Source organism: Thermomicrobium roseum DSM 5159 (assembly GCF_000021685.1).
GTDB classification, from domain to species: Bacteria; Chloroflexota; Chloroflexia; order Thermomicrobiales; family Thermomicrobiaceae; genus Thermomicrobium; species Thermomicrobium roseum.
The window spans coordinates 271,656-290,705 of record NC_011959.1; the positions used below are offsets into that span (position 1 = coordinate 271,656).

At 64.6% G+C, this 19,050-nt stretch carries 16 protein-coding genes and 1 pseudogene; 8 read left to right on the forward strand and 9 right to left on the reverse strand.

The genetic code is table 11. The annotated features are described in order from the left end of the window. Position 1: 1 nt before the first annotated feature. Both TRD_RS01250 and TRD_RS01255 read right to left on the reverse strand, forming a co-directional pair. A complete protein-coding gene (locus TRD_RS01250; RefSeq protein ID WP_012641677.1) occupies positions 2-1,261 on the reverse strand; it encodes a metallophosphoesterase family protein in 1,260 nt (419 codons plus the stop codon). Positions 1,262-1,277: 16 nt separating this feature from the next. Further along, positions 1,278-2,903: an ATP-binding protein gene (locus tag TRD_RS01255; RefSeq protein WP_012641678.1), complete on the reverse strand. Its 1,626-nt coding sequence runs from the start codon at positions 2,901-2,903 to the stop codon at positions 1,278-1,280. 82 nt (positions 2,904-2,985) lie between these two features. Here TRD_RS01255 and TRD_RS01260 point away from each other — a divergent pair, with 82 nt between their 5' ends. Together TRD_RS01260 and TRD_RS01265 are read left to right on the forward strand one after the other, a co-directional pair. Then, positions 2,986-4,692, forward strand: a complete 1,707-nt coding sequence (locus TRD_RS01260) for a sensor histidine kinase (protein WP_012641679.1) — start codon at positions 2,986-2,988, stop codon at positions 4,690-4,692. Between the two features lie 66 nt (positions 4,693-4,758). Beyond that, positions 4,759-5,550, forward strand: a complete 792-nt coding sequence (locus TRD_RS01265; RefSeq protein ID WP_041435903.1) for an enoyl-ACP reductase FabI — start codon at positions 4,759-4,761, stop codon at positions 5,548-5,550. A 12-nt stretch (positions 5,551-5,562) separates the two neighbouring features. Here the strand turns inward: TRD_RS01265 and TRD_RS01270 are convergent, their stop codons facing one another. Further along, positions 5,563-6,612 (reverse strand): M42 family metallopeptidase, encoded by a 1,050-nt coding sequence (locus TRD_RS01270; RefSeq protein WP_012641681.1) that lies wholly within the window; start codon positions 6,610-6,612, stop codon positions 5,563-5,565. A 203-nt stretch (positions 6,613-6,815) separates the two neighbouring features. On the opposite strand from TRD_RS01270, the gene TRD_RS01275 reads away from it, so the two are divergent. The 5 genes and pseudogenes from TRD_RS01275 (at position 6,816) to TRD_RS15315 (ending at position 13,056) form a co-directional block, all read left to right on the forward strand. Beyond that, the gene (locus tag TRD_RS01275; RefSeq protein WP_012641682.1) at positions 6,816-7,340 is read left to right on the forward strand and encodes an STM3941 family protein; all 525 of its coding nucleotides are present in this window, start codon (positions 6,816-6,818) and stop codon (positions 7,338-7,340) included. A 281-nt stretch (positions 7,341-7,621) separates the two neighbouring features. Continuing rightward, entirely contained in the window at positions 7,622-8,380 is a 759-nt protein-coding gene (locus tag TRD_RS01280) for an ABC transporter ATP-binding protein (protein WP_143714586.1), read from the forward strand. A 6-nt stretch (positions 8,381-8,386) separates the two neighbouring features. Further along, positions 8,387-11,350, forward strand: a complete 2,964-nt coding sequence (locus TRD_RS01285; protein WP_012641685.1) for an ABC transporter permease — start codon at positions 8,387-8,389, stop codon at positions 11,348-11,350. An 8-nt stretch (positions 11,351-11,358) separates the two neighbouring features. Then, positions 11,359-12,513, forward strand: a complete 1,155-nt coding sequence (locus TRD_RS01290) for a YibE/F family protein (RefSeq protein ID WP_012641686.1) — start codon at positions 11,359-11,361, stop codon at positions 12,511-12,513. Between the two features lie 319 nt (positions 12,514-12,832). Continuing rightward, positions 12,833-13,056 (forward strand): annotated as a pseudogene (locus TRD_RS15315) (methylated-DNA--[protein]-cysteine S-methyltransferase). A gap of 8 nt (positions 13,057-13,064) precedes the next feature. Here TRD_RS15315 and TRD_RS01305 read toward each other — a convergent pair. From TRD_RS01305 to TRD_RS01325, 5 genes are all read right to left on the reverse strand, one after another. Further along, positions 13,065-13,820 (reverse strand): rhomboid family intramembrane serine protease, encoded by a 756-nt coding sequence (locus tag TRD_RS01305; RefSeq protein ID WP_012641689.1) that lies wholly within the window; start codon positions 13,818-13,820, stop codon positions 13,065-13,067. Between the two features lie 69 nt (positions 13,821-13,889). Next, on the reverse strand, positions 13,890-14,165 hold the full coding sequence (locus tag TRD_RS01310; protein WP_012641690.1) for a hypothetical protein: 276 nt from the start codon (positions 14,163-14,165) through the stop codon (positions 13,890-13,892). A gap of 295 nt (positions 14,166-14,460) precedes the next feature. Further along, complete coding sequence (locus TRD_RS01315; protein WP_012641692.1) at positions 14,461-15,174, reverse strand: HAD family hydrolase; 714 nt, start codon at positions 15,172-15,174, stop codon at positions 14,461-14,463. Continuing rightward, positions 15,174-16,520, reverse strand: a complete 1,347-nt coding sequence (locus tag TRD_RS01320; protein ID WP_012641693.1) for a M20/M25/M40 family metallo-hydrolase — start codon at positions 16,518-16,520, stop codon at positions 15,174-15,176. The genes TRD_RS01315 and TRD_RS01320 overlap by 1 nt, the downstream gene beginning before the upstream one ends. Next, on the reverse strand, positions 16,517-17,446 hold the full coding sequence (locus tag TRD_RS01325; RefSeq protein ID WP_012641694.1) for an EamA family transporter: 930 nt from the start codon (positions 17,444-17,446) through the stop codon (positions 16,517-16,519). The genes TRD_RS01320 and TRD_RS01325 overlap by 4 nt, the downstream gene beginning before the upstream one ends. A gap of 231 nt (positions 17,447-17,677) precedes the next feature. Between TRD_RS01325 and TRD_RS15235 the strand changes: the two genes are divergently transcribed. After that, complete coding sequence (locus tag TRD_RS15235; RefSeq protein ID WP_012641695.1) at positions 17,678-18,136, forward strand: J domain-containing protein; 459 nt, start codon at positions 17,678-17,680, stop codon at positions 18,134-18,136. Here the strand turns inward: TRD_RS15235 and TRD_RS13425 are convergent. Next, entirely contained in the window at positions 18,133-18,981 is an 849-nt protein-coding gene (locus TRD_RS13425; RefSeq protein ID WP_012641696.1) for an MBL fold metallo-hydrolase, read from the reverse strand. The two genes, TRD_RS15235 and TRD_RS13425, sit on opposite strands and share 4 nt — an antisense overlap. Positions 18,982-19,050 lie beyond the last annotated feature (69 nt).

The following is a 19,050-nucleotide window of genomic DNA, read 5'->3' on the forward strand; positions in this document are numbered from 1 at the left end:
TTCAGCGCGGCTCCGAGCTGCGACTCTCGACGCGCTCGATGATTTCCCGGCCGCGCTGGATGACGGCTTTGGCGAGTTGGTCCGAAAGACGATGCAGGTTGACCCAGCGCTCCAAGAGGCTCACCGGATCGTGACGGGAGGACCGTTCGAGTTCGACGCGGGGACGCGCGACGCGTTCGGTCTGTACCGTGATACCGGCGACGTGTGCGGCGCCCAACTCGCTGAGCCAGCGCCGCACCTCGAGGGGACGAATGGCTGCCGCGCGCTCTGGGGTCGTGGTGATGGTGACGCGGACGATCGCCTCCGGGATCAGCGTCGCGTGCCGCTCGAGTGCGCGGCGGATCTCGTCCATCGGTGTGTCGGTCAGAATGTCGAGACGGAATGTGCGCATCGGGCGGGTACGGAGCGGCCGAAACTCCCAGCTGACGTCGCGCGGGTATGGTCCAGCGGCGATCCGGACCGCGACGTAGCCTTTGTCCTCGCGCTCCTCTCCAAAATCGATCCGCTCGACGCTACCGGCATACACCACGGGTGGCCGCTCGTGGAGCACTTGATGCGAATGGAGATGGCCGAGCGCGACGTAATCGATGGGAGCGCTGTTCAACCCGAGCTCGTCGAGTCCGAAGAGCGGGTCGTTACCGAGGATCACGCTGCGTTCGCTCCCGAAGCGTCCGCCTTCCATCGAGAGGTGACCGAGGAAAACCGCCGGGGTCGCTGCGTCGAGTGCAGCGAGGAGGGGAGCCAGCGCAGACGCGATGACTTCCTTGTAGCGACGCTCCAATTCCGGAGTGCCGGCCTCGCGAAGCGCATCGTCGGCCAGCAGGAGACGGGGTGGTATCCAGGGCAGCGCGACAACCTGGAGTGGGCCGCTCGGGGTCGCGATGGTGAACCGCTCCGGCCGGTTGGCGACGATGACGCCGGGTAGACGCAGTGCAGCGTAGATATCGATCGGTGTCGAACGCACCACGCTGCGTGGCCGGTCATGGTTTCCGACGAGGAGCACGATCGGGATTCCCGCAGCGAGGAGGCGCTGGATGCGCTCGGCAAAGCGGCGCTGAAGGGTCGGGCTCGGCTCGGCGTGTTTGAACGCATCGCCGGCGAAAAGGACGGCATCGAACCGCTCCTCGATCGCCGCATCGATGATCTGATCGAAGGCGTCGAGAAAGTCCTGGATGCGGGAGCTATGGCCGAGATCCGGACGGAACTGCCCGTGCGTCTCGACGCCCAGATGCAGATCAGCGAAGTGGATCAGGCGAAGCATCGTCTCTGCCTTCAGGTCACTGGCCGAGGAGCAGCCGCAGATGGCGCTCGTCGTCCATCGTCTTTCCCCAACCGCGAACCAACGCGAGGATCTCCTCGCGTCGATACTGTCGGGTGCGGATGGCGACCGGCATGCGCACCGCGTGTCCGACGATGACGCATTCCTGGCGTGGACTGAGATTGGCGAGGAGGCTGCGGAGGCCGGAACGGTCGGCGACGCCGGTCAAGACAGCCTCGATATCGTGCTGGTCGCTGAGCGGCCCGATCACCTTGGTGCCCAGCTGGGAGAGGATCTCGCGATCGATGCTGGAGGGACGCTGATCGACGATGAGCAAGGTAACGCGATACTTGCGCATTTCCCGCGCGATGGTGCCGAAGATCGACTGCCGAGCAGCTTCGGGGGTGAGGAACTTGTGCGCTTCTTCGAGGACGATGACCAGTGGCCGCAGGTTGCTTTGCCCACCCGCTTGCTGTGCCTCGAGAACATCTTCGGTGTAGCGATCGTGAATCCGGCGAGTGAGCAGGTTGGCGACCAGCATGTAGTCGAGGAACGAGTCGCAGCGACCGAACTGGACGATGATATGGGTACCCCGCTGCAGCTTGCCGATGATCTCGTCGATGACGGACGTATCGAGTGTCTCGCAGATATAGGGCCGTTTGGCCAAGCGATCCAGTTTGGCTCGCAAGGCATTGACCGAGGCTTCAGCGACACCAGTGCTCGCGCAGAACTCTTTGACTGCTTCGGTATCGAATTCCAAGGTCTGGCGGATCCACTGCGGCCCGTAGCGTGCCCGCAGGTGATGCGCGACCGTGGCGAAGGTCGGGTTGAGATTGAGCTCCTCCGCCAAGAGTTCGATGTCATCCGGTTCGATCTGATCGAGGCCGATCTGGATCGTGCGGGCGCTCGCACTCCGCTCCGTCCGATCGTCGAGCGTGTAGATCTGGACCCGCGATGGTCCGAAGAGCTCGAGCAAGCCGACTAGTTCGGGCTGATCAGTCGGGGCGCGAGCATATTCGTTGTGCATGTCGAAGAGCAAGATCGAGACCTGGTCGGCCAGGACGAGGCCAACGAGGAGTAGGCGAGTCAGCACGCTCTTGCCGCTACCGCTCTGCCCGAAGACGCCATTGGAGCGCTTGACCAGCTCGGCCAAGTCGAGCGGGACCGGGATCTCCATCGCCGGTGGTGTGCCGAGCGCGAAGTGCGTGCTGTCCTCCTGGCCGAACACGAGCGCGAAATCGTCCGCCGTGGCCTGACGCAAGCGTGCGAAGTGGGGCGGAATGCTGCGTGCAGGTTGTGGCTGGTCGCTTTCCGGCTCGAGAACGAGCGAGGGCCGAATCTCGGCGGTGGCATAGGCGTGTGTCCCGCGCACGATGCGACTGAGGAAGGGGGAGCGGATCGGTGGATCAGCCAGCAAGGCGGCATCGGTCGTGTCGAGCGAGAGATCGGTGATCATGCCGAAGTAGCGGCGCTCGATGCCCTCGATGACGACGAAACTACCCACGCGCAAACGCTCGACGGCAGCCGGGTCGAGGAGCCGGACGCGGAGTCCCTGACTGAATCGGCCATCGGTCACGACACCGAGGAACGCGTTGTCGCTGACGTGGTCGGTGACGTGGGCGTTGTGCTGGCCGTCGAGGCTCATGATCCTCGTCCGTTCGCGTTCTGACGCGCTCGCGCCCCGGATTGTACCATGGAAAAGAACTCGATCGGTGGAGACGAGCAGGATGCTGGATAACGAATGGGAAACGTTAGCTGAACTTCTCAAAGCGCCAGTCGATCCGAGTCGACGCGTCCTGGCTGGTCCCGTCGGCCGCCTGCAGGCACTGCATTGGATCACCCGTGCGGCGACGAGCAGTCTCGACCTCGACGAGATGCTCTCGACCGTCACGCGGGTTTTGCGCGAGACGATGCGTGTCGATTCCTGCGGTGTTTTCCTCTATGACGAGTCCTCTGGCACCTTGACCTTGCGCGCGGTCGATGGCGTGGCACCGGACCGTCCTGGCGGGTTCACGCTGCCGCTCGGGGTCGGTATCACCGGTCAGGCAGCGCTCACGCGCCGGCTGCAGATCGCCTTCGATGCGCCGCGTCATCCAGCCTATGTCGATTATCCGCACGTGGACGATCGACCGTTCGCCAGCCAGGTTTCCGTCCCGCTCATCGCCCGTCAGCCGGGAAGGTTGCTCGGCGTTCTCAACGTGCTGACGCTGGAACCGCGCGAGTTCTGGCCCGAGGAGATCGATTTCCTGGAAACGGCTGCTGGGGAAATCGCCATCGCGATCGAGAACGCGCTGCTGTACCAGGAGACGGATGCCGAGCTGCGCCGTCGGATCGCGCAACTCGAGCTCTTGCAGCAGCTCTGGCGCGCAGTCGCTTCGACGCTCGATCTCGATGAACTTTTGGGGACGATCGCGGATCGCGCGCTCGAGTTGTCGGGTGCTCGCGGGGTGGCGATCTTCCGACAGTCGCGTGCCTCGGGTGGCGAACTCGAACTCTTGCGGGCTGCGCCGGTGGAACTGGCGACCCGGCTCACTGAGGGCTTGGAAACGGTCTTTCGTCAGGTCGTCCAGGAAGTGCTCGATAGCGGCGCTGCAGTCTGGCGCGACCCGCTCGCCGACCAGCTCGCTCTCTATGCGCTGCCCATGATCACCGGTCGGCGGGCGGTCGGTGCTCTCTGCCTGGTCTACTCCGCGGGAAGGCCGAGGCCAATCCAAACCGGACTGCTCCATGCCTTCACCGATACGGCAGCGATCGCGATCGAGAATGCTGAGCTCTACGAAGAAGCACGGCGTGGACTGACACGAGCGTCGGCGCTTCTGCGCGAGCTGCATCATCGCGTGCGCAACAACCTGCAGACGGTAGCGGCGCTGCTCTCGCTCCAAGCGCGTCGTGCCGGGCCCGAAGCGCGTGCCGTGCTGCAGGATGCGGTGAGCCGGATCCGGAGTTTGACAGTCGTGCACGATCTCCTGAGTGGCCGCGAGCTGCCGGAAGTTTCCCTCACCGAACTCGCACGCATCGTCGTGACCCAAGCCGTCCACTCCCTGTATGGAGACGAGCTGGCTGTCGAGTGGAGCGTCGAGGGGGAGGAGGTGACGGTTTCCTCGCGCCAGACCACCGTGCTGGCGCTGCTCTTGAACGAATTCGTGACGAATGCGGTCCGGCACGGCTTCGCGGATGGTCCTGGGCATCTGGTCGTCCGCATTCAGCGCGAGGGTGATCGTGCGCTCCTCGAGGTCGAGGACGATGGCCGTGGCCTGCCATCCGATTTCGACCCACTACGGGGACGAGGGCTCGGCTTGCAAATCGCCCGAACGCTGGTGGAAGTGGATCTCCGCGGAGATCTGGAGATGAGATCCGGTGCACGCGGTGGGACCGTGGTGCGCGTGCGCTTCGTCCCGGAAGGGCGGGTCGCAGCCACGCAACCGGTGAGTTGACGGCACTGCCTCGGCTGCGGATACTCCAGCCGAGTCGAGCGACGTGGCGGGAATGGGAAGGGCACGATGGGGAACGAGGGGTTCACAGGATACTGGGCAGTGATCCTGGGCGCATCCAGCGGATTTGGTGCAGCGACTGCCCGCGAGCTCGCTCGGGCGGGGATGCACATCTGCGGCGTGCATTTGGATCGCCGAGCGACTTTGCCGATGGCAGAGGCAGTCAAGGCCGACGTCGAGGCTGCAGGAGTCGAGGCCCTGTTCGTCAACGCCAATGCGGCCGATGCGGAAACCCGGCGACAGGTCGCTTCGGCGCTTCGGGAGCGCGGCGCGCGCGTGCGAGTGCTGATGCATTCGCTCGCCTTCGGTACGCTGCGGCCGTACATCGACGAGGACGCCGCTCAAGAGGTGACACAAAAGCAATTGGAAATGACGCTCGATGTCATGGCGAACAGCTTGGTGTACTGGACACAGGATCTGTTCCATGCCGGTCTCTTCGCGCCGGATGCCCGGATCTATGCCATGACCAGCGAGGGATCGACGCGCGTCTGGCGCGGGTACGGTCCGGTCTCCGCTGCCAAGGCGGCGCTCGAGGCCCATGTCCGCCAGCTCGCTGTGGAACTCGCCCGCTACGGGATCGCGGTGAATGCCATCCAGGCCGGTGTGACACCTACCCCGGCACAGGCCAAGATTCCCGGTGCGGAGGAGATGTTGCGCGAAGCCGAGCGGCGCAACCCTAGCGGACGACTGACGAGTCCGGAGGACGTCGCGCGAGCGATCCGCGCGCTCAGCGCACCGGGGCTCGGGTGGATCACCGGCAATGTGATTCGGGTAGATGGCGGCGAGGCGCTGGTGCCCTAGCCCGGGAGGACGTCACTGGTCAGTGGGCCCTTCGTAGACGACATGCTCGAGCAAGTGGAGCGTCGCTTCGACGTCAGCGAGATCGACAGCCTCGAAGGGAGCATGCGTGTGGCGAGCCCCGACCGCAACCAGCGCGGTCGGGATTCCCTGGCGGATGAGGGCGGCGCCGTCACTGCCGTAACGATCGAAGACGACGTGCTGGACCGGCAACCCATTGCGATCGGCAAGGTCAGCGAGCCGCCAGAGCAAACGCTGGTCGTAATGGGTGGCCGCATCCTTGTGCACGAGTTGTGGCCCGCCACCGAGCGTTGCCGGCATCCACTGCTCGCCGATGGTCGGCAGGTCGCCGACGAGCCCGACATCGAGTGCGATAGCCCAGTCGACGTCCAGGTCAGCTCGGAGCGAGCTGGCTCCGAGGAGTCCGTTTTCTTCCTGCACGGTAGCGGCGAGGTAGAGGGCGCAGTCAAGCTGCTGCGCGTCGATCTGGCGAACGAGCAGGGTCAAAAGGGCGAGCCCCACCCGATCATCGATCGCTTTCCCATAGAGGCGCGATCCGAGGCGACGAGTCGGCGGGTTCCAGACGACGCTCGAACCGACCGTGATGCCGCGCTCCAATACCTCCTGCTTGGAGTTGGCACCGATATCGACGAACAAGTCAGCGAAGGTCACCGGCTTGCTCCGCCGCTCTTCGGGCACGACATGGCCAGTGGCTAGGACGAACATCCCCTCGATCGCCACATCGCGACCGAGTACGAGCGCCGGTTGGCCGACTGGGAACCGTTCCTGTGGCTCCCCACGCACTTGCCCAGTCGTCAGCCACAACAAGCCGGACGAATCGATCGACCGAACTACGAAGCTCAACTCGTCGGCATGCGCAGTGAGCAGAAGCCGAGGACCAGCGCCACCGACGTAGGCGAGCAGGTTGCCGATCCGACTGCGCCAGAGTCGCTTGACGTGCGGAGCCCAAGCACGTTCCAGCCACGCCAGAACTGGCTCCTCCCGACCAGTCGGTCCGGGGAGCGCCATCAGTTCCGTCAGTACCTCGGCGATCCGCTCGCGCATCCTTCTGCCCCTCGCTCACTCGATCGACCCTTCGGCGCCAGGATACCTTAGAATCGAGGCGGAGCGGAAATCTGGCCAGGTAGCACCCGGCGCTGGCAGCCAGGAGAGTCGCTTGACGGCACTCGGTTTACGGTCCGCCACTTGCACGAATGCCCGCCAGGCGTGACACTCCGACTGGGAAAGCGGTTGCTGGTGGTGGACGCATGGGACGGGAACGAACCCGATCCGACCGAACGCTGATCGTGCGCCGCAGTCGGCTCCGCGGCCTGCTCATCGCGGCGCTCGCTCTCGCGTTCTTCGTGGCAGCGGTCTGGTTCGCTTGGCATGCCGGATCCTGGCTGGAACGCCTCTTCGCGGTCTCGATGGCAGTCTTTCTCGGTCTCGTGACAGTCGTTTCGACGTTGATCGCGTTGGATCGAAATCCTGTCCTGGAAATCGATGAGGAGGGGCTCACCGATCGCGGATCGCCGGTTCGTGCCGGAAGGGTGCCGTGGCAGAGCATACGCCGGATCGAAGCGAAGTCCGTGGGTACCCGGCGCTATCTCGTCGTCCAGGTCTATCGGCCACAGCGCTTCATCGCGGATCTCGATCCCGAGCGCCGGAAAGCAGCGGAGGAACTGATCCAGCGGCATGGCACGCCGATCGTGATTCCCTGGGAAGCGCTCGATCAGCCGCTCGACGCAGTCGTCGAGCAGGCCGAGGCTCTTCGACAGTCTACTGCCACCTGAACGAGGAGCATCGTGACGGTCGGTTCGTCTGGGCTCGTTCGCTCTTGACCGCGAGCGACCAGCACATCGCGGCGCGTGACTCTCCTGGCGCATGACCTGCTCCACTCGTTTACCGTCTGTTTACGTCACGTCTCCAATGATCGAGACAGGTCAGCGATTGCCTCCGCTGGGGCGTCAGAGTATGGTCGCAGTCGACTGTGGCCGGATCGGCGGAATTCCGATCGACCATGGTACCATCGATCCGTTCCGGGAGAGGTGATCCCGGTGAAGGGAGTTAGGTCATGGAGACTGTAGCGAGAACTATGGGCACCACCCGAGAACAGGAGCGAACTCCGATCGTCGAGGCAACGAACGTCGTGAAGATCTACGACACGGGACGCGTGAAGGTTCCGGCATTGCGCGGCGTTTCGCTGACCGTGTACGGAGGCGAAATGGTCGCGATCATGGGGCCCTCCGGAAGCGGGAAGACGACACTCCTCAACTGTCTTTCTGGCCTCGATACGATCGACGAGGGGATGATTCTGATCGCGGGGAAAGAGCTCGCGCGCCTACCGGACGATGTCCGATCGGAATTCCGCGCTCGTCATATGGGTTTCGTTTTCCAGCTGTTCAATCTCATTCCGGTCTTGAGTGCCTTGGAGAACGTCGAACTTCCCGCGCTTTTGGCGGGTATACGGCCGAGCGAGGCGAGACGGCGCGCGTGGGCAGTGCTCGAGCAAGTTGGTTTGGCTGACCGGGCTGGGCATAAGCCGGCCGAGCTATCGGGAGGCCAGCAGCAGCGGGTGGCGATCGCTCGTGCCCTGGTCAACCAGCCGGATATCATCTGGGCCGATGAGCCAACCGGGAACTTGGACACGGAGACGGCTGACGAGGTCATGGCGTTGCTGCGCCGGCTGAACCGCGAGAATGGCCAGACCTTCGTCATCGTGACCCATGATCCGCGGATCGGCTCGATGTGTGACCGCGTGATCCAGATGCGCGATGGGTTGATCATCGACGATGGACTCGCTTCCTTCCGCGCAGCTGCTGGCGGGGAGTGAGCGGCGATGAACGAGATTTTTGGAGTGTCCCTGGCACTCGTGTTGCGCATCCTCCTCGTCGCCTTCGGCGTGATCCTGGCGCTCACGCTCGGCCTCTGGATCTGGCGTCCCGTGCTGGGCCGGATGGCGCTGCGCAACATCCCGCGTCGGCCGATCCAGACCGCGTTGATCGTCATCGGTTTGATGCTCAGCACGCTCATCTTTTCCGCATCGCTGACTACCGGGACGACCTTGCAGCACAGCATCACCGGGCAAGTGCTGCGGCTGGCGGGCCCGGCAGACGAACTCGTGGTGCAGGCGAGCGGTGATGCCCGCTTCGCTGGACCACAGCCTGGGGTCTACCTGCCGAGCGAATTGGTCGACCGGTTGGATGCGCTGCAAGCGAGCGAGCCGCGGCTGCGTGCCGTCATTCCTGCGCTGTGGCAGCCGGTGGCCGTGATCGATCTGCGAACCAAGCAGAGCGAGCCAGCCTTGAACTTGATCGGCGTTCCACCGGATCGACTAGCCCAGGTCGGCGGCCTGACCGATCGCGACGGTCGCGCGGTCGACCTCGGAACTCTGGGGGATGACGAGGTCGTCCTCGGGCAGGAGGCGGCCAAGCGCCTGGATGCCGAAGTCGGGGATCGCTTGCAGGTCTTCATCCAGGGCCGCCCCGTCGAGCTGCGCGTCGCAGCGATCGCGCCTGACAGCTTCTTCACCGGGACGCTCAATGTCGGTGACGCTGGAGGACTCACGGTCTCGCTCGCCCGGGCCCAGGAGCTACTCGGACTGGCCGATCGGGTCAGTTTCGTGGCGTTGAACAATCGCGGTGGCCTGGCTGATAGCCAGGCGGTGACCGATGCCGTGAATGCGGCACTGGAGGGGACACCGTATCGTGCTGTCGCTGTCAAGCAACGAGCTGTCGAGCAGGCGGAGCGAGCTGGCGAGACCTTCACGAACCTGTTCCTCTTGTCGGGCCTCTTCTCGGTGGCGGCAGGTATCTTGCTGATTTTCCTGATTTTCGCGCTGCTCGCAGCCGAGCGGAAGACCGAGATGGGCACGATGCGGGCGCTGGGGATGAAACGCTGGCACCTGGTCGCCCTCTTCGCGCTCGAAGGCATGGGTTACAACCTCGTCGCGGCGGCGGTGGGTGCGGTTGCCGGCGTTGCCGTCGCGTTCACGATCGCTGGCTTCATGGGTCAGCTGGTCGGTGAGTTTTTCACCATCGAGCCCTCCTGGCGACCGCGTGATCTCGTGCTCGCGTATCTGTTGGGTGTCGTGGTGACGTTCGTGACGGTGGTCATCGCTGCCTGGCGAGTGAGCCGCCTCAATATCGTCACTGCGATTCGCGATTTGCCCGAACCGCGACTCCCGCGGGCCAGCCGGCGCTGGCTCATCGCTGGTCTGGCTGGTCTGCTCCTCGGTGGGGGACTCACCTGGCTCGGGCTGCGTGAAGAGAGTCTCGCCTGGTTCGCGCTGGGTGTTTCGCTCCTGCCGCTCAGTGCGGCGGCGGTCTTGCGCCGGTTCGGAGTGCCTGCCCGGCCGCTCTACAGTGTGGCCTCCCTCATCGTCCTGGCCTACTGGCTGTTGCCGGACCATTGGCACGAGCGTCTCTTCGGGCCGATGAGCGGCGGCTTCGAAATGTTCGTCCTCTCCGGTCTCATGATGGTCGCGGCGCTGACCGTGTTCCTGGTGTGGAACATCGAAGTCGCCGTCGGTCTCGTCGGCAGGCTCGGGCGAGCGTTCCGCCGCTGGTTGCCGGCTGTCCGCATCGCCATCGCCTATCCGATGGCTTCGCGCGGGCGGACCGGCCTGACCGTCGCGATGTTCAGTCTCATCCTCTTCGCGCTCGTTGTCATGTCGACCATCTATGCCAATGTCGTGGCCCTTTTCGCCGGTCCGCTGGCGAGCGCCGGTTGGGACGTGGAGGTCACGGTCGTCGGTGGTCGAGCGATACCGGATCTCGAGGGAGTGCTGAAGGAAGGTGGGGTGGACGTTTCGGCGATCGTAGCCTCGGGTGGCACCATGAGCGTGCCCTGGACGAGAGCCAGCGTGCGCGTCGCCGGCACCGAGAAGGAGTGGGCACGGTATCCAGTTCGTGGGATCGATGGCGATTTTGCCAGTGCGGTCGAGGCTCCGCTGCAACTGCGCAGCCCCGACTATGCGACGGACCGAGAGGCGTGGGAGGCCGTCGCGCGTGACCCGTCTCTCGCTATCGTCGATGCCAACGTGCTCCAGCAGCGTGGTGGTGACCCAGCGAACCTCTATCTTCCGGATTTGCGCGAGGGGTTCCGGCCGCTCGAGCTGGAGATTCGCGACAATACGAGTGGGCAGTCCGGGACGGTGCGCGTGATCGGCGTAATCGATGGCCGCGTCTCCTCGTTGCAGGGAGTCTTTGTCGCCGAGCAGGCGGTGAGCACGATCTTCGGGCGTCCGACGACCGTCGACTATTACGTGCGGCTGACCGACGCCGCAGACGCGCGGTCGTTCGCGCGCGCGGTGGAAGCAGCCTTGCTCCCCTACGGCGCGCAGGCAGAAGCGACTGCTGACCTGATCGGTCGGGCTACGGGAATCATTCGCGGATTCATCCGCATCATCCAGGGCTTCATGGCACTCGGGCTGGTCGTCGGGATCGCTGCGTTGGGCGTCGTCTCGTATCGAGCCGTGATCGAGCGACGGCAGCAGATCGGTGCGTTGCGGGCGATCGGTTACCGGCGTGCGATGGTCGCACTCGGCTTCCTGCTCGAATCGGCGCTGGTGACCAGCGCGGGTATCGCCGGCGGAACGGCTTTGGGCGTCCTCTTGGCGCGCAACGTGGTGACGGGTCAGGAGGATCTGGCGGGCAGGTTCGAACAGTTCTCGCTGGTCATCCCGTGGGGGCAGCTCGCGCTCTTCGCTGGCCTGGCGCTCGGTATCGCACTGCTCATGGCGTACGCTCCGGCCCGTCAGGCCTCGCGGGTGTCGATCGTCGAAGCGCTCCGGTACGAGTGAGCAAACGGGTGCTGGTTCGGTTCGTTCTGGTCACCGTGGCAGTCTCGGTGCTGGTCGCCGCTGCGCAGAGTGTCGCTGCACAAGAGCCAGCGCGCCAAGCGCAGACGCATACGGTCAGCGCACGGGTGCTCAGCATCCTCGAGGAGGGTGTCACCCAGGTCGGGCCGGTGACCCAGCCGTACCAGCGCTTGCTGGTGGAGCTCACCAGTGAACCGGAGAAGGGACGGACAGTCGAGGTTTCCATCGGCGTGCGTGACCTCAACACGGCGGGCCAGCGCTTCGTACCGGGTGACCGGATTTTCCTGTCGGTGTCGACCGGGCCGGACGGCAGACAGGCCTATACGTTGCTCGATCGCGATCGGACGACGCCGCTCGCTGTGCTCGCCGTTCTCTTCGCGGGAGCGATCGTCGCGCTGGGACGTTGGAAGGGGCTTCGGGCGCTCCTCGGTCTCGTCTTCACGTTCGTGATGCTGGTCTGGGTCCTGATTCCGCTCATCCTGCGCGGGTACCCCCCGGTCGCGGTCGCGATCATCGTCTCCTTTGTCGTCTTCGCCGTGACGCTGGTGGTGACGCATGGCCTCGGCCGCATGGCACTGGCCGCCCTGGCCGGGACCAGTCTGAGTCTCATCCTCACTGGTGCATTGGCGGCGCTCTTCGTCGCGGCAGCTGGGTTGACCGGCTTGGCCGACGAAGAGGCCAGTTTTCTCCAGGTGGTGCTCGGGGACCGCGCGATGAATCCGCGGGGCCTGCTGCTCGCTGGTATGCTGGTGGGTGCTCTCGGGGTACTCGACGATATCACGGTTTCGCAGAGCTCACTGGTCTTCGAGCTGCGGCGAGCGAACCCCTTCTGGAGCGGCTGGGAACTCTTCGCTGCCGGGGTGCGGGTCGGACGCGATCATATCGCCGCGACGGTCAATACCTTGGTACTGGCCTATGCAGGTGCCGCTTTGCCCCTTCTCCTCTTGTTCAGCCAGCTCGACGAACCGCTCCTCTGGGTTCTCAACCGGGAGATCATCGCGCAGGAGGTGGTTCAAACGCTGGTCGGCAGCCTCGGGCTCATCGCGGCCGTCCCGCTCACCACCGGTTTCGCAGCCTGGCTCGCGGTGCGGACGCCGGTCGAGGCCCTCTCCGAGTTGGATCACGGGCATTGGCACCATCATTGACAAAAAAGGGAGTGCGAGCGAGAGCGTGCGATCGTCGTACCATCGAACTCTGCGCGCCGAGCGGGCACTTCGACGTCTACGGCTGGGAACGTGGTTTGCTGGCGGTGGTGCTGACGGATGAGGACCGTGCGCGAGTCCGGGCACGACTCACTGCATGCTCGTCTGGAGACCGAGCGCACGCTCTCCGATTCGTTGCGGATGCGGCGTCCCTGCCGCTGGTGGGCGAGCAACGCGACGAGTATGTGGCTGGGACGCGGCAGGACTTCGCACTCGATTTGGACCCGCTCGGTACGCCTTCCAGCGCCATGATCGGTGACTCGTGGCTGCGATCCCGTACGGGAAGACCGTGACCTCCTCCACGCTCGCTCAGCGACGCGGGTGCCCACGTGCAGTTCGGGCAGTCGGTGTGGCGGTACTGCGGATCCCTTGCTGATCGCGATTCCTCGTCACCGCGTCGTCGGGCAGAGCGGCAAACCGACCGGTGATGCCGGTGGCCTGCAGTGCAAGGCCTGGCTTCTCGAACACGAGCGCATGCACGTCTGACGCGGATCTCACCAGCCACGCTCCAGGCGCTGGAAGGCGCGGTGTGCCCGACGGGCGAGACGCTGGCGCTCGACCCGCTCGGGATCCCGGAAGAACCAGACCAAGACGAGTCCGGCGACGAACCCGCCGATGTGTGCCCAGTAGGCGACGCCACCGGTCGGTGCGGTCGGGACACCGAGCGAGGCGATGCCGGCAAAGAACTGGAAAACAAACCAGAGACCGATGAGGATGAGTGCGGGAAGATAGAAGAAGAACGGAATGAAACCGAAAAAGGCGACGGTACGGATGAGCCCGCCGGGATAGAGGACGAGATAAGCTCCCATGACGGCAGAGATGGCACCCGATGCACCGATCATCGGAATCCGCGAGGCTGGGTCCAGCAAGGTTTGGGCCCAGGCGGCTGCGATGCCGCCGAGGAGATAGAAGATCAGGTACCGGAAATGTCCCATCGAGTCCTCGACATTGTCACCAAAGATGTAAAGGTACCACATGTTCCCGATCAGGTGAGCGAACCCTCCGTGCAAGAACATCGAGGTGAAAATCGTGAGGTAGATGGGAAAGCCAACAGTCGGCGGAAGATCCACCCCACGTGTGAGTTCGTAAGGGATCGCGCCGTACTTGAAGACGAAGTTCTCCAGGGCGAGAGGCGATTGGGCCAGCAAGAGCAGCTGATAGAGAAAGACGAGGACGTTGAGCGCGATCAGGATGGTGTTGACGATCGGGAAGCTCTGCCTTCCGCTATTGTCGTCGCCGATCGGAAACACGGTCTCCTGGCCTCCATTCGCAACCTCGAAGTGGGGGGCGATGGGGCGATCTGTTCCCCGGTTCGCTGGTCACTCCCCTTGGCGGGTTTCCTCTTGCGCTTGCTCGGCGAGCAGACGCCGGAATTCGTGAACTTCGCGCTCGTACCCCTGGTACTGGAACGTCACGCGTGACTGGTTATTGGCATCGCCGCGGATGTCGAGCTCGACGAACCCGTGAACATCCTCGAAACGCATGTACCCAGCCATGTCTCGCACCAAGGGAATGCCGAGCTGATCGGTGAAATACTCACGGGCGCGGCGCGCGACTTCGTCGGGGTGCAATCGAAACGGATGCGTTTCCGCCATCTCGCTCCCTCCCTCCGATCGAGTCTCATGCACGACGATACCCGTTTGCGTCTCCGGCTGGCAAGCGGCGGCGAAACTCGGATACTGGTCGGCCGGGAAGGACTATGGCGCGCGTCTCGTGAGCGATGCGGCACTGCTATCACCGTTTTCTGGTGAGGCGCGGCGCATAGCGTGACGGTCTCGGGATCCGGGTGACTCGTCGCATCGCGAAGAGTGCCGCTTGATTGGGACGGCTGGGCAGTCGTCGCTCCCCGTCCTCCTCGTGGTGAGCCCGGCGTGGAGGGCTGAACTCGTCTCACCGCGGATGCGTGCCAGCGAGTGCCTCCAGGGTTCGGAGCACCGCCGCCGTGTCAGCCAGATCGGGCAGAACGGCATCGGCCAGGCAGGCGGCCAGTTCTGCCACGCCGAAGCGGCCGGTCGCGACGGCGAGAATCCGCACTCCGCTCGCCTGGGCCGCCGCGATGTCGCGTGGCGTGTCGCCGACGAGGATCGTCTGCTCGGGTGGGATGACCAGCCGATACCGTTCACGGACGGTCGCGCGTGCCAGTGCGACGAGCTGATGTCGCTCGTCGGCCTGGTCGCCATAGGCACCGAAGGGGAGGTGCTCAGCCAAACCAGCAGCAGCGAGTTTGGCACGAGCCACCAGTTCGACATTGCCGGTGAGGACGCCGGTAAGATGCCCCCGAGCAGCGAGCTGGAGGAGAAGCGGTCGCACGCCGGGCAGCACCCAGTCCTGGCGCTCCCCGGGACGGAGACGGGTAGCGTAGAGCGCACCGGTCCGTTCCATGATCCGTGGGAGGAGTTCGGAAATGGCCGTTTCGTCCAAATCGTGCCGGAGCAAGGCCAAGCGTGCGATCTGCCGGTCCAACATACCGGCCAGCGGAATGCCGTCGAGCGGAACGGGTTCACCGACGATCTCGTGCAGCGCTTCGCGCATGGCTTGGGCGTGGAGGGGATCCCCGGCGCGCAACAGCGTGCCGTCGATATCGAAGAGGACGAGCAGCGGCATCACCGGCTCCTGGATCGGGGTGCGCAGAAACGTGTGACGATTTCGAAGAGCGCACGGGTGGCAAAGCCGAGCGTGGAAACGGAAATGCGCTCGTCGTGGGCATGCGCCAGCTCGAACTCCTCTGGATGATCTCGCATCGGCATGAAGCCATACACCGTGATCCCGGGCAGGCACTTGGCATCGGTTCCCCCAGGGATCAAGTAGGGAACCACCCGCGCACCTGGGTCGAGCTCGGCCATCGTCTCAGAGATCGTGCGGAAGAGTGGGGAATCAGGATCTGCCTCCAGTCCTCGACCGCGCGTCGTCAATTCGACCTCGACGTGCGGGCCCACGAGTCGCTGGACTTCGGCGGCAAACGCTTCGGGTTCTTGGCCGGGGAGAATTCGTCCATCGACCTCGACCACGACTTCGGAGGGGATGACATTGATGCGGTGACCACCGCGCACGATGGTCGGGACAGCAGTATTGCGGGTCATCGCGTAGAGGAGACGGCGTTCGCCCGGGCCGAGCGGCAAGGCAGCCAGTCGTTCCCATGTCGGATCGGCGAGTGCTGACTCGATCTGCTGACGGACTGAGCCGCCCAGGGCGCGACCGATCTCGTGCAGAAAGCGGGTGACGGTTGGCGTGAGGACAGTCGGGAAGGTATGCGTCGAGAGGGTCAGGATAGCTCGAGCGGCATGCTGCATCGCAGTATCGGGGATCGGCATGGAGGCGTGTCCTGGCTGGCCGCGTGCCGTCAGGCGCAAGCGTGCTGCGCCCTTCTCGCCGGTCTGGCAGAGATAGAAGCGCTGGCCACCGAGGGTGAGCGCCATACCACCCCCTTCGTTGATCGCAAACTCGGCGTCGATCAGGTCGCGCCGATGCTCCCACATCCAGCACGCCCCGTACTGACCGCCGGCTTCCTCGTCGGCGAAGACAGCGAAAATGAGGTCCCGCTCCAGCGGGAGCCCCAGGCGCTGAATCGTCAGCATCACGCCCAGTTCGCAAGCCACCAGCCCCTTGGTGTCGACGGCACCTCGTCCCCAGACTCTCCCGTCGACCAGTTCCCCACCGAACGGGTCACGTGTCCACTTGTCGCGCTCCACGCTGACGACATCGCTGTGGGCCATGAGCAGGAGCGGGCGACCGTGCCCCCGACCGCGGAGGCGGGCGACCAGGTTGCCCCGACCGGGTGCACTTTCGACGACCTCAGCGGCTATCCCCTCACGCCTGAGTACCCCCGCGAGATACTCGGCGAATGGGGTCTCGTTGCCGGGCGGATTGACCGTCTCGAAGCGGATCAATGCTTGCAAGTGGCGAGTGACTTCGTCCTGAAGCGCATTCCAATCGATTCCACAGTCGGTCACGGTTTCCCTCCTTGTCCACTGATCACCGCAGCCGCAGTCAGCACCAGCAGCCCACCAACGAGCTGTACCAGCGTCAGCTGCTCGCTGAGCACCATCATCGCGACGAAGACCGAGGCGACCGGTTCCAACGTGCCGAGAATCGCCGCTGGGGTCGGTCCCAAGCGGAGCGTGCCGATCAGGAAAAGCTGAACGGGGAGCACGGTGGCGAGCACCACGATGCCGAGCACTGGGAGCAGTGCCGAACGGTCGATGAGGAGCGGAGCACGCTCCACGGAGAGGAGCGCCAACGCGACGACCGCTGTTGCCGAAAAGGTGCAGGCAGTCGCCAAGACCGGTGACGCGTCGCGGAAACCACGGTGGCCGAAGACGATGTAAGCGGCATAGAGTGATGCCGAAGCGAGCATGAGAAGCGAACCGGTCAGGTCGATGGTGTGCCAGCGCCAGCCGAGTGTGAGCGTGACGCCGCTGAAGCCAGCCAGGAGCGCGGCGAGCTGGCGCCGCGTGGGCACCTCTCGCCAACCAACGAGCCGGAGAGCGAGGACCACCAGCGGATAGACGTAGAACAGGATCGCTGCCGTGGCGACCGAGACGCGTTGCAGTGCGACGAGGTACAAGATGGTGTTGCCGACGAAACAAGCGACAGCCGCTGCCGTGGCCAAGCGCCGACGGTCGGTCCACGGCTGGCGCCCGAAGAGCTGCCCGCGACGCCACTGCTCGAGCGGAAGCGCCATGATCACGAGCAGCGCAGCGATGCCGAATCGCCAGGCGATCAGAGTCGGGACAGGAACACTCGCACCGTAGGCCAGCTTGGTGAGGGTGGCCAGCGTACCGAAACCGAGAGCGGAGAGCACGACGGCGCCAGCACCGATCCGGTCGATGCCAACCAGCCATCTTCGCTCGACACGGGCACGCCAACCAGCGGTCACCGCGACACCCCACGGGTCATTGTCTCCCAGCTTCCGCCTCGACACAACCTGAACGGTTCCGGTCGGGAGTCTGGACAGTTGTCCTGTACGGCTGTCTCGCTCGTGCAGCGTGACCGAAGGGAAGACAAAGGAACCTGTTTCGCACCGAGAGGGAGGAAGTGATATGGGAGCGGGCTGTGCGCGCGGAGCGCTAGAATTGGAGGGTCGCTCAGCCGAGCGGGGCGAGAGACGATGACCAGGGTGCACGATTTCGATCCGACCATGGACTACTACCAGATTCTGGGGGTCCCCGTCACGGCGACGAGCGACGAGATCCGGCGTGCCTATCGGCAGCTCATCCGTCATTGTCACCCTGATCGAATACGGGACCCCGACAAACGTCGTATCGCCGAGGAGCGGGCCAAGCTCCTGAACGCTGCCTACGCGGTGCTGAGCGATCCAGCGCGGCGACGAGCCTACGACGAGCGGTTGCGCCAGCGGGCAGTGGCAGACCTCCTCTTCCAGCGCTATATCGCTCCAGCACCGAGTCCATTTCGACCAGCGCCGACTCGCCGAGCACGAGCCTGGTTCGCCGCCGATGTGGCAGCTTTCGTCCAGCTTTTGGCCGTGACGATCATCTTCGTCGCCGTGCTCGTTCTGCTCCTCGTCGCGAGCAGCGCGCTGACGACCCTCCTGCAGGGTTTGTCTTAATCGCTGATCGGCTCCCAGCGGAACGAACCGTTCTCTTGCCGGATCCGACCGGGGATCGTCGGAAAGTGACTCGCCATCACGAGCGCGTCCTCCTCATGGGCTCGACCGAGCACCTCGAAACGTGTCGCGATCGCTTGCGACCGGTCCATATCGAACGCGGAACACCAGGTCGGCTCGGTCACCTGAGCTGGATGCGTGAACGTATCAGCGACGAGCCAGAGCGAGCCTGGTGTTCCACGGAGGACGACACGCATCATCCCGGGTGTGTGGCCAGGCGAAATGGTCAGGTGGAGTCCGGGCGCGATTTCGGTGTCATCGTCTACCGTTGCCAGGACTCCTGCCTGCTGGAGCGGATCGAGACAACGGTCGAGATACCCAGGTGCGATCTGGTGCATAGCAGCGCGCACGTCTTCACGTTGGAACGTCTCGAGTTCTCGAGCGTGCACCAGATACCGGGCGCGCGGGAAGGTCGGCTGGCCGCTCTGTGCTGCCCAGCCGATATGGTCAGGATGCAAATGCGTCAGGATGACCGTATCGATATCACCTGGTGCGAGCCCTCGCTGAGCCAATTCCTGGAGTAAGCGCCCGCGCTGATGGCCGAAGAGCGGATCGGGACCGGCACCGATGCCCGCGTCGACGAGCACGGTGCGGCCATGGCCACGGATCAGGTAGCAGGTGACGCGCGTGTAGAGCATGTCCTCTCGGGCGAAGGTGTCCGGGAAGCGGTCCCGGTACGGTTCCCAGGACTCGAGTGGAACATCGGGGAAAACGATTGCGAGCGGGAAGAATGCTCCCTCGACATCGACGAGTGGTTCCACCGTGTAACCAGCGAGTGTCACCGGCATCGCGTTGCTCCTTTCGCTCACCGTCCTAGTCTAGCGGGTCGCGAAGGCGGCAACCCTCTGGGAACTTGC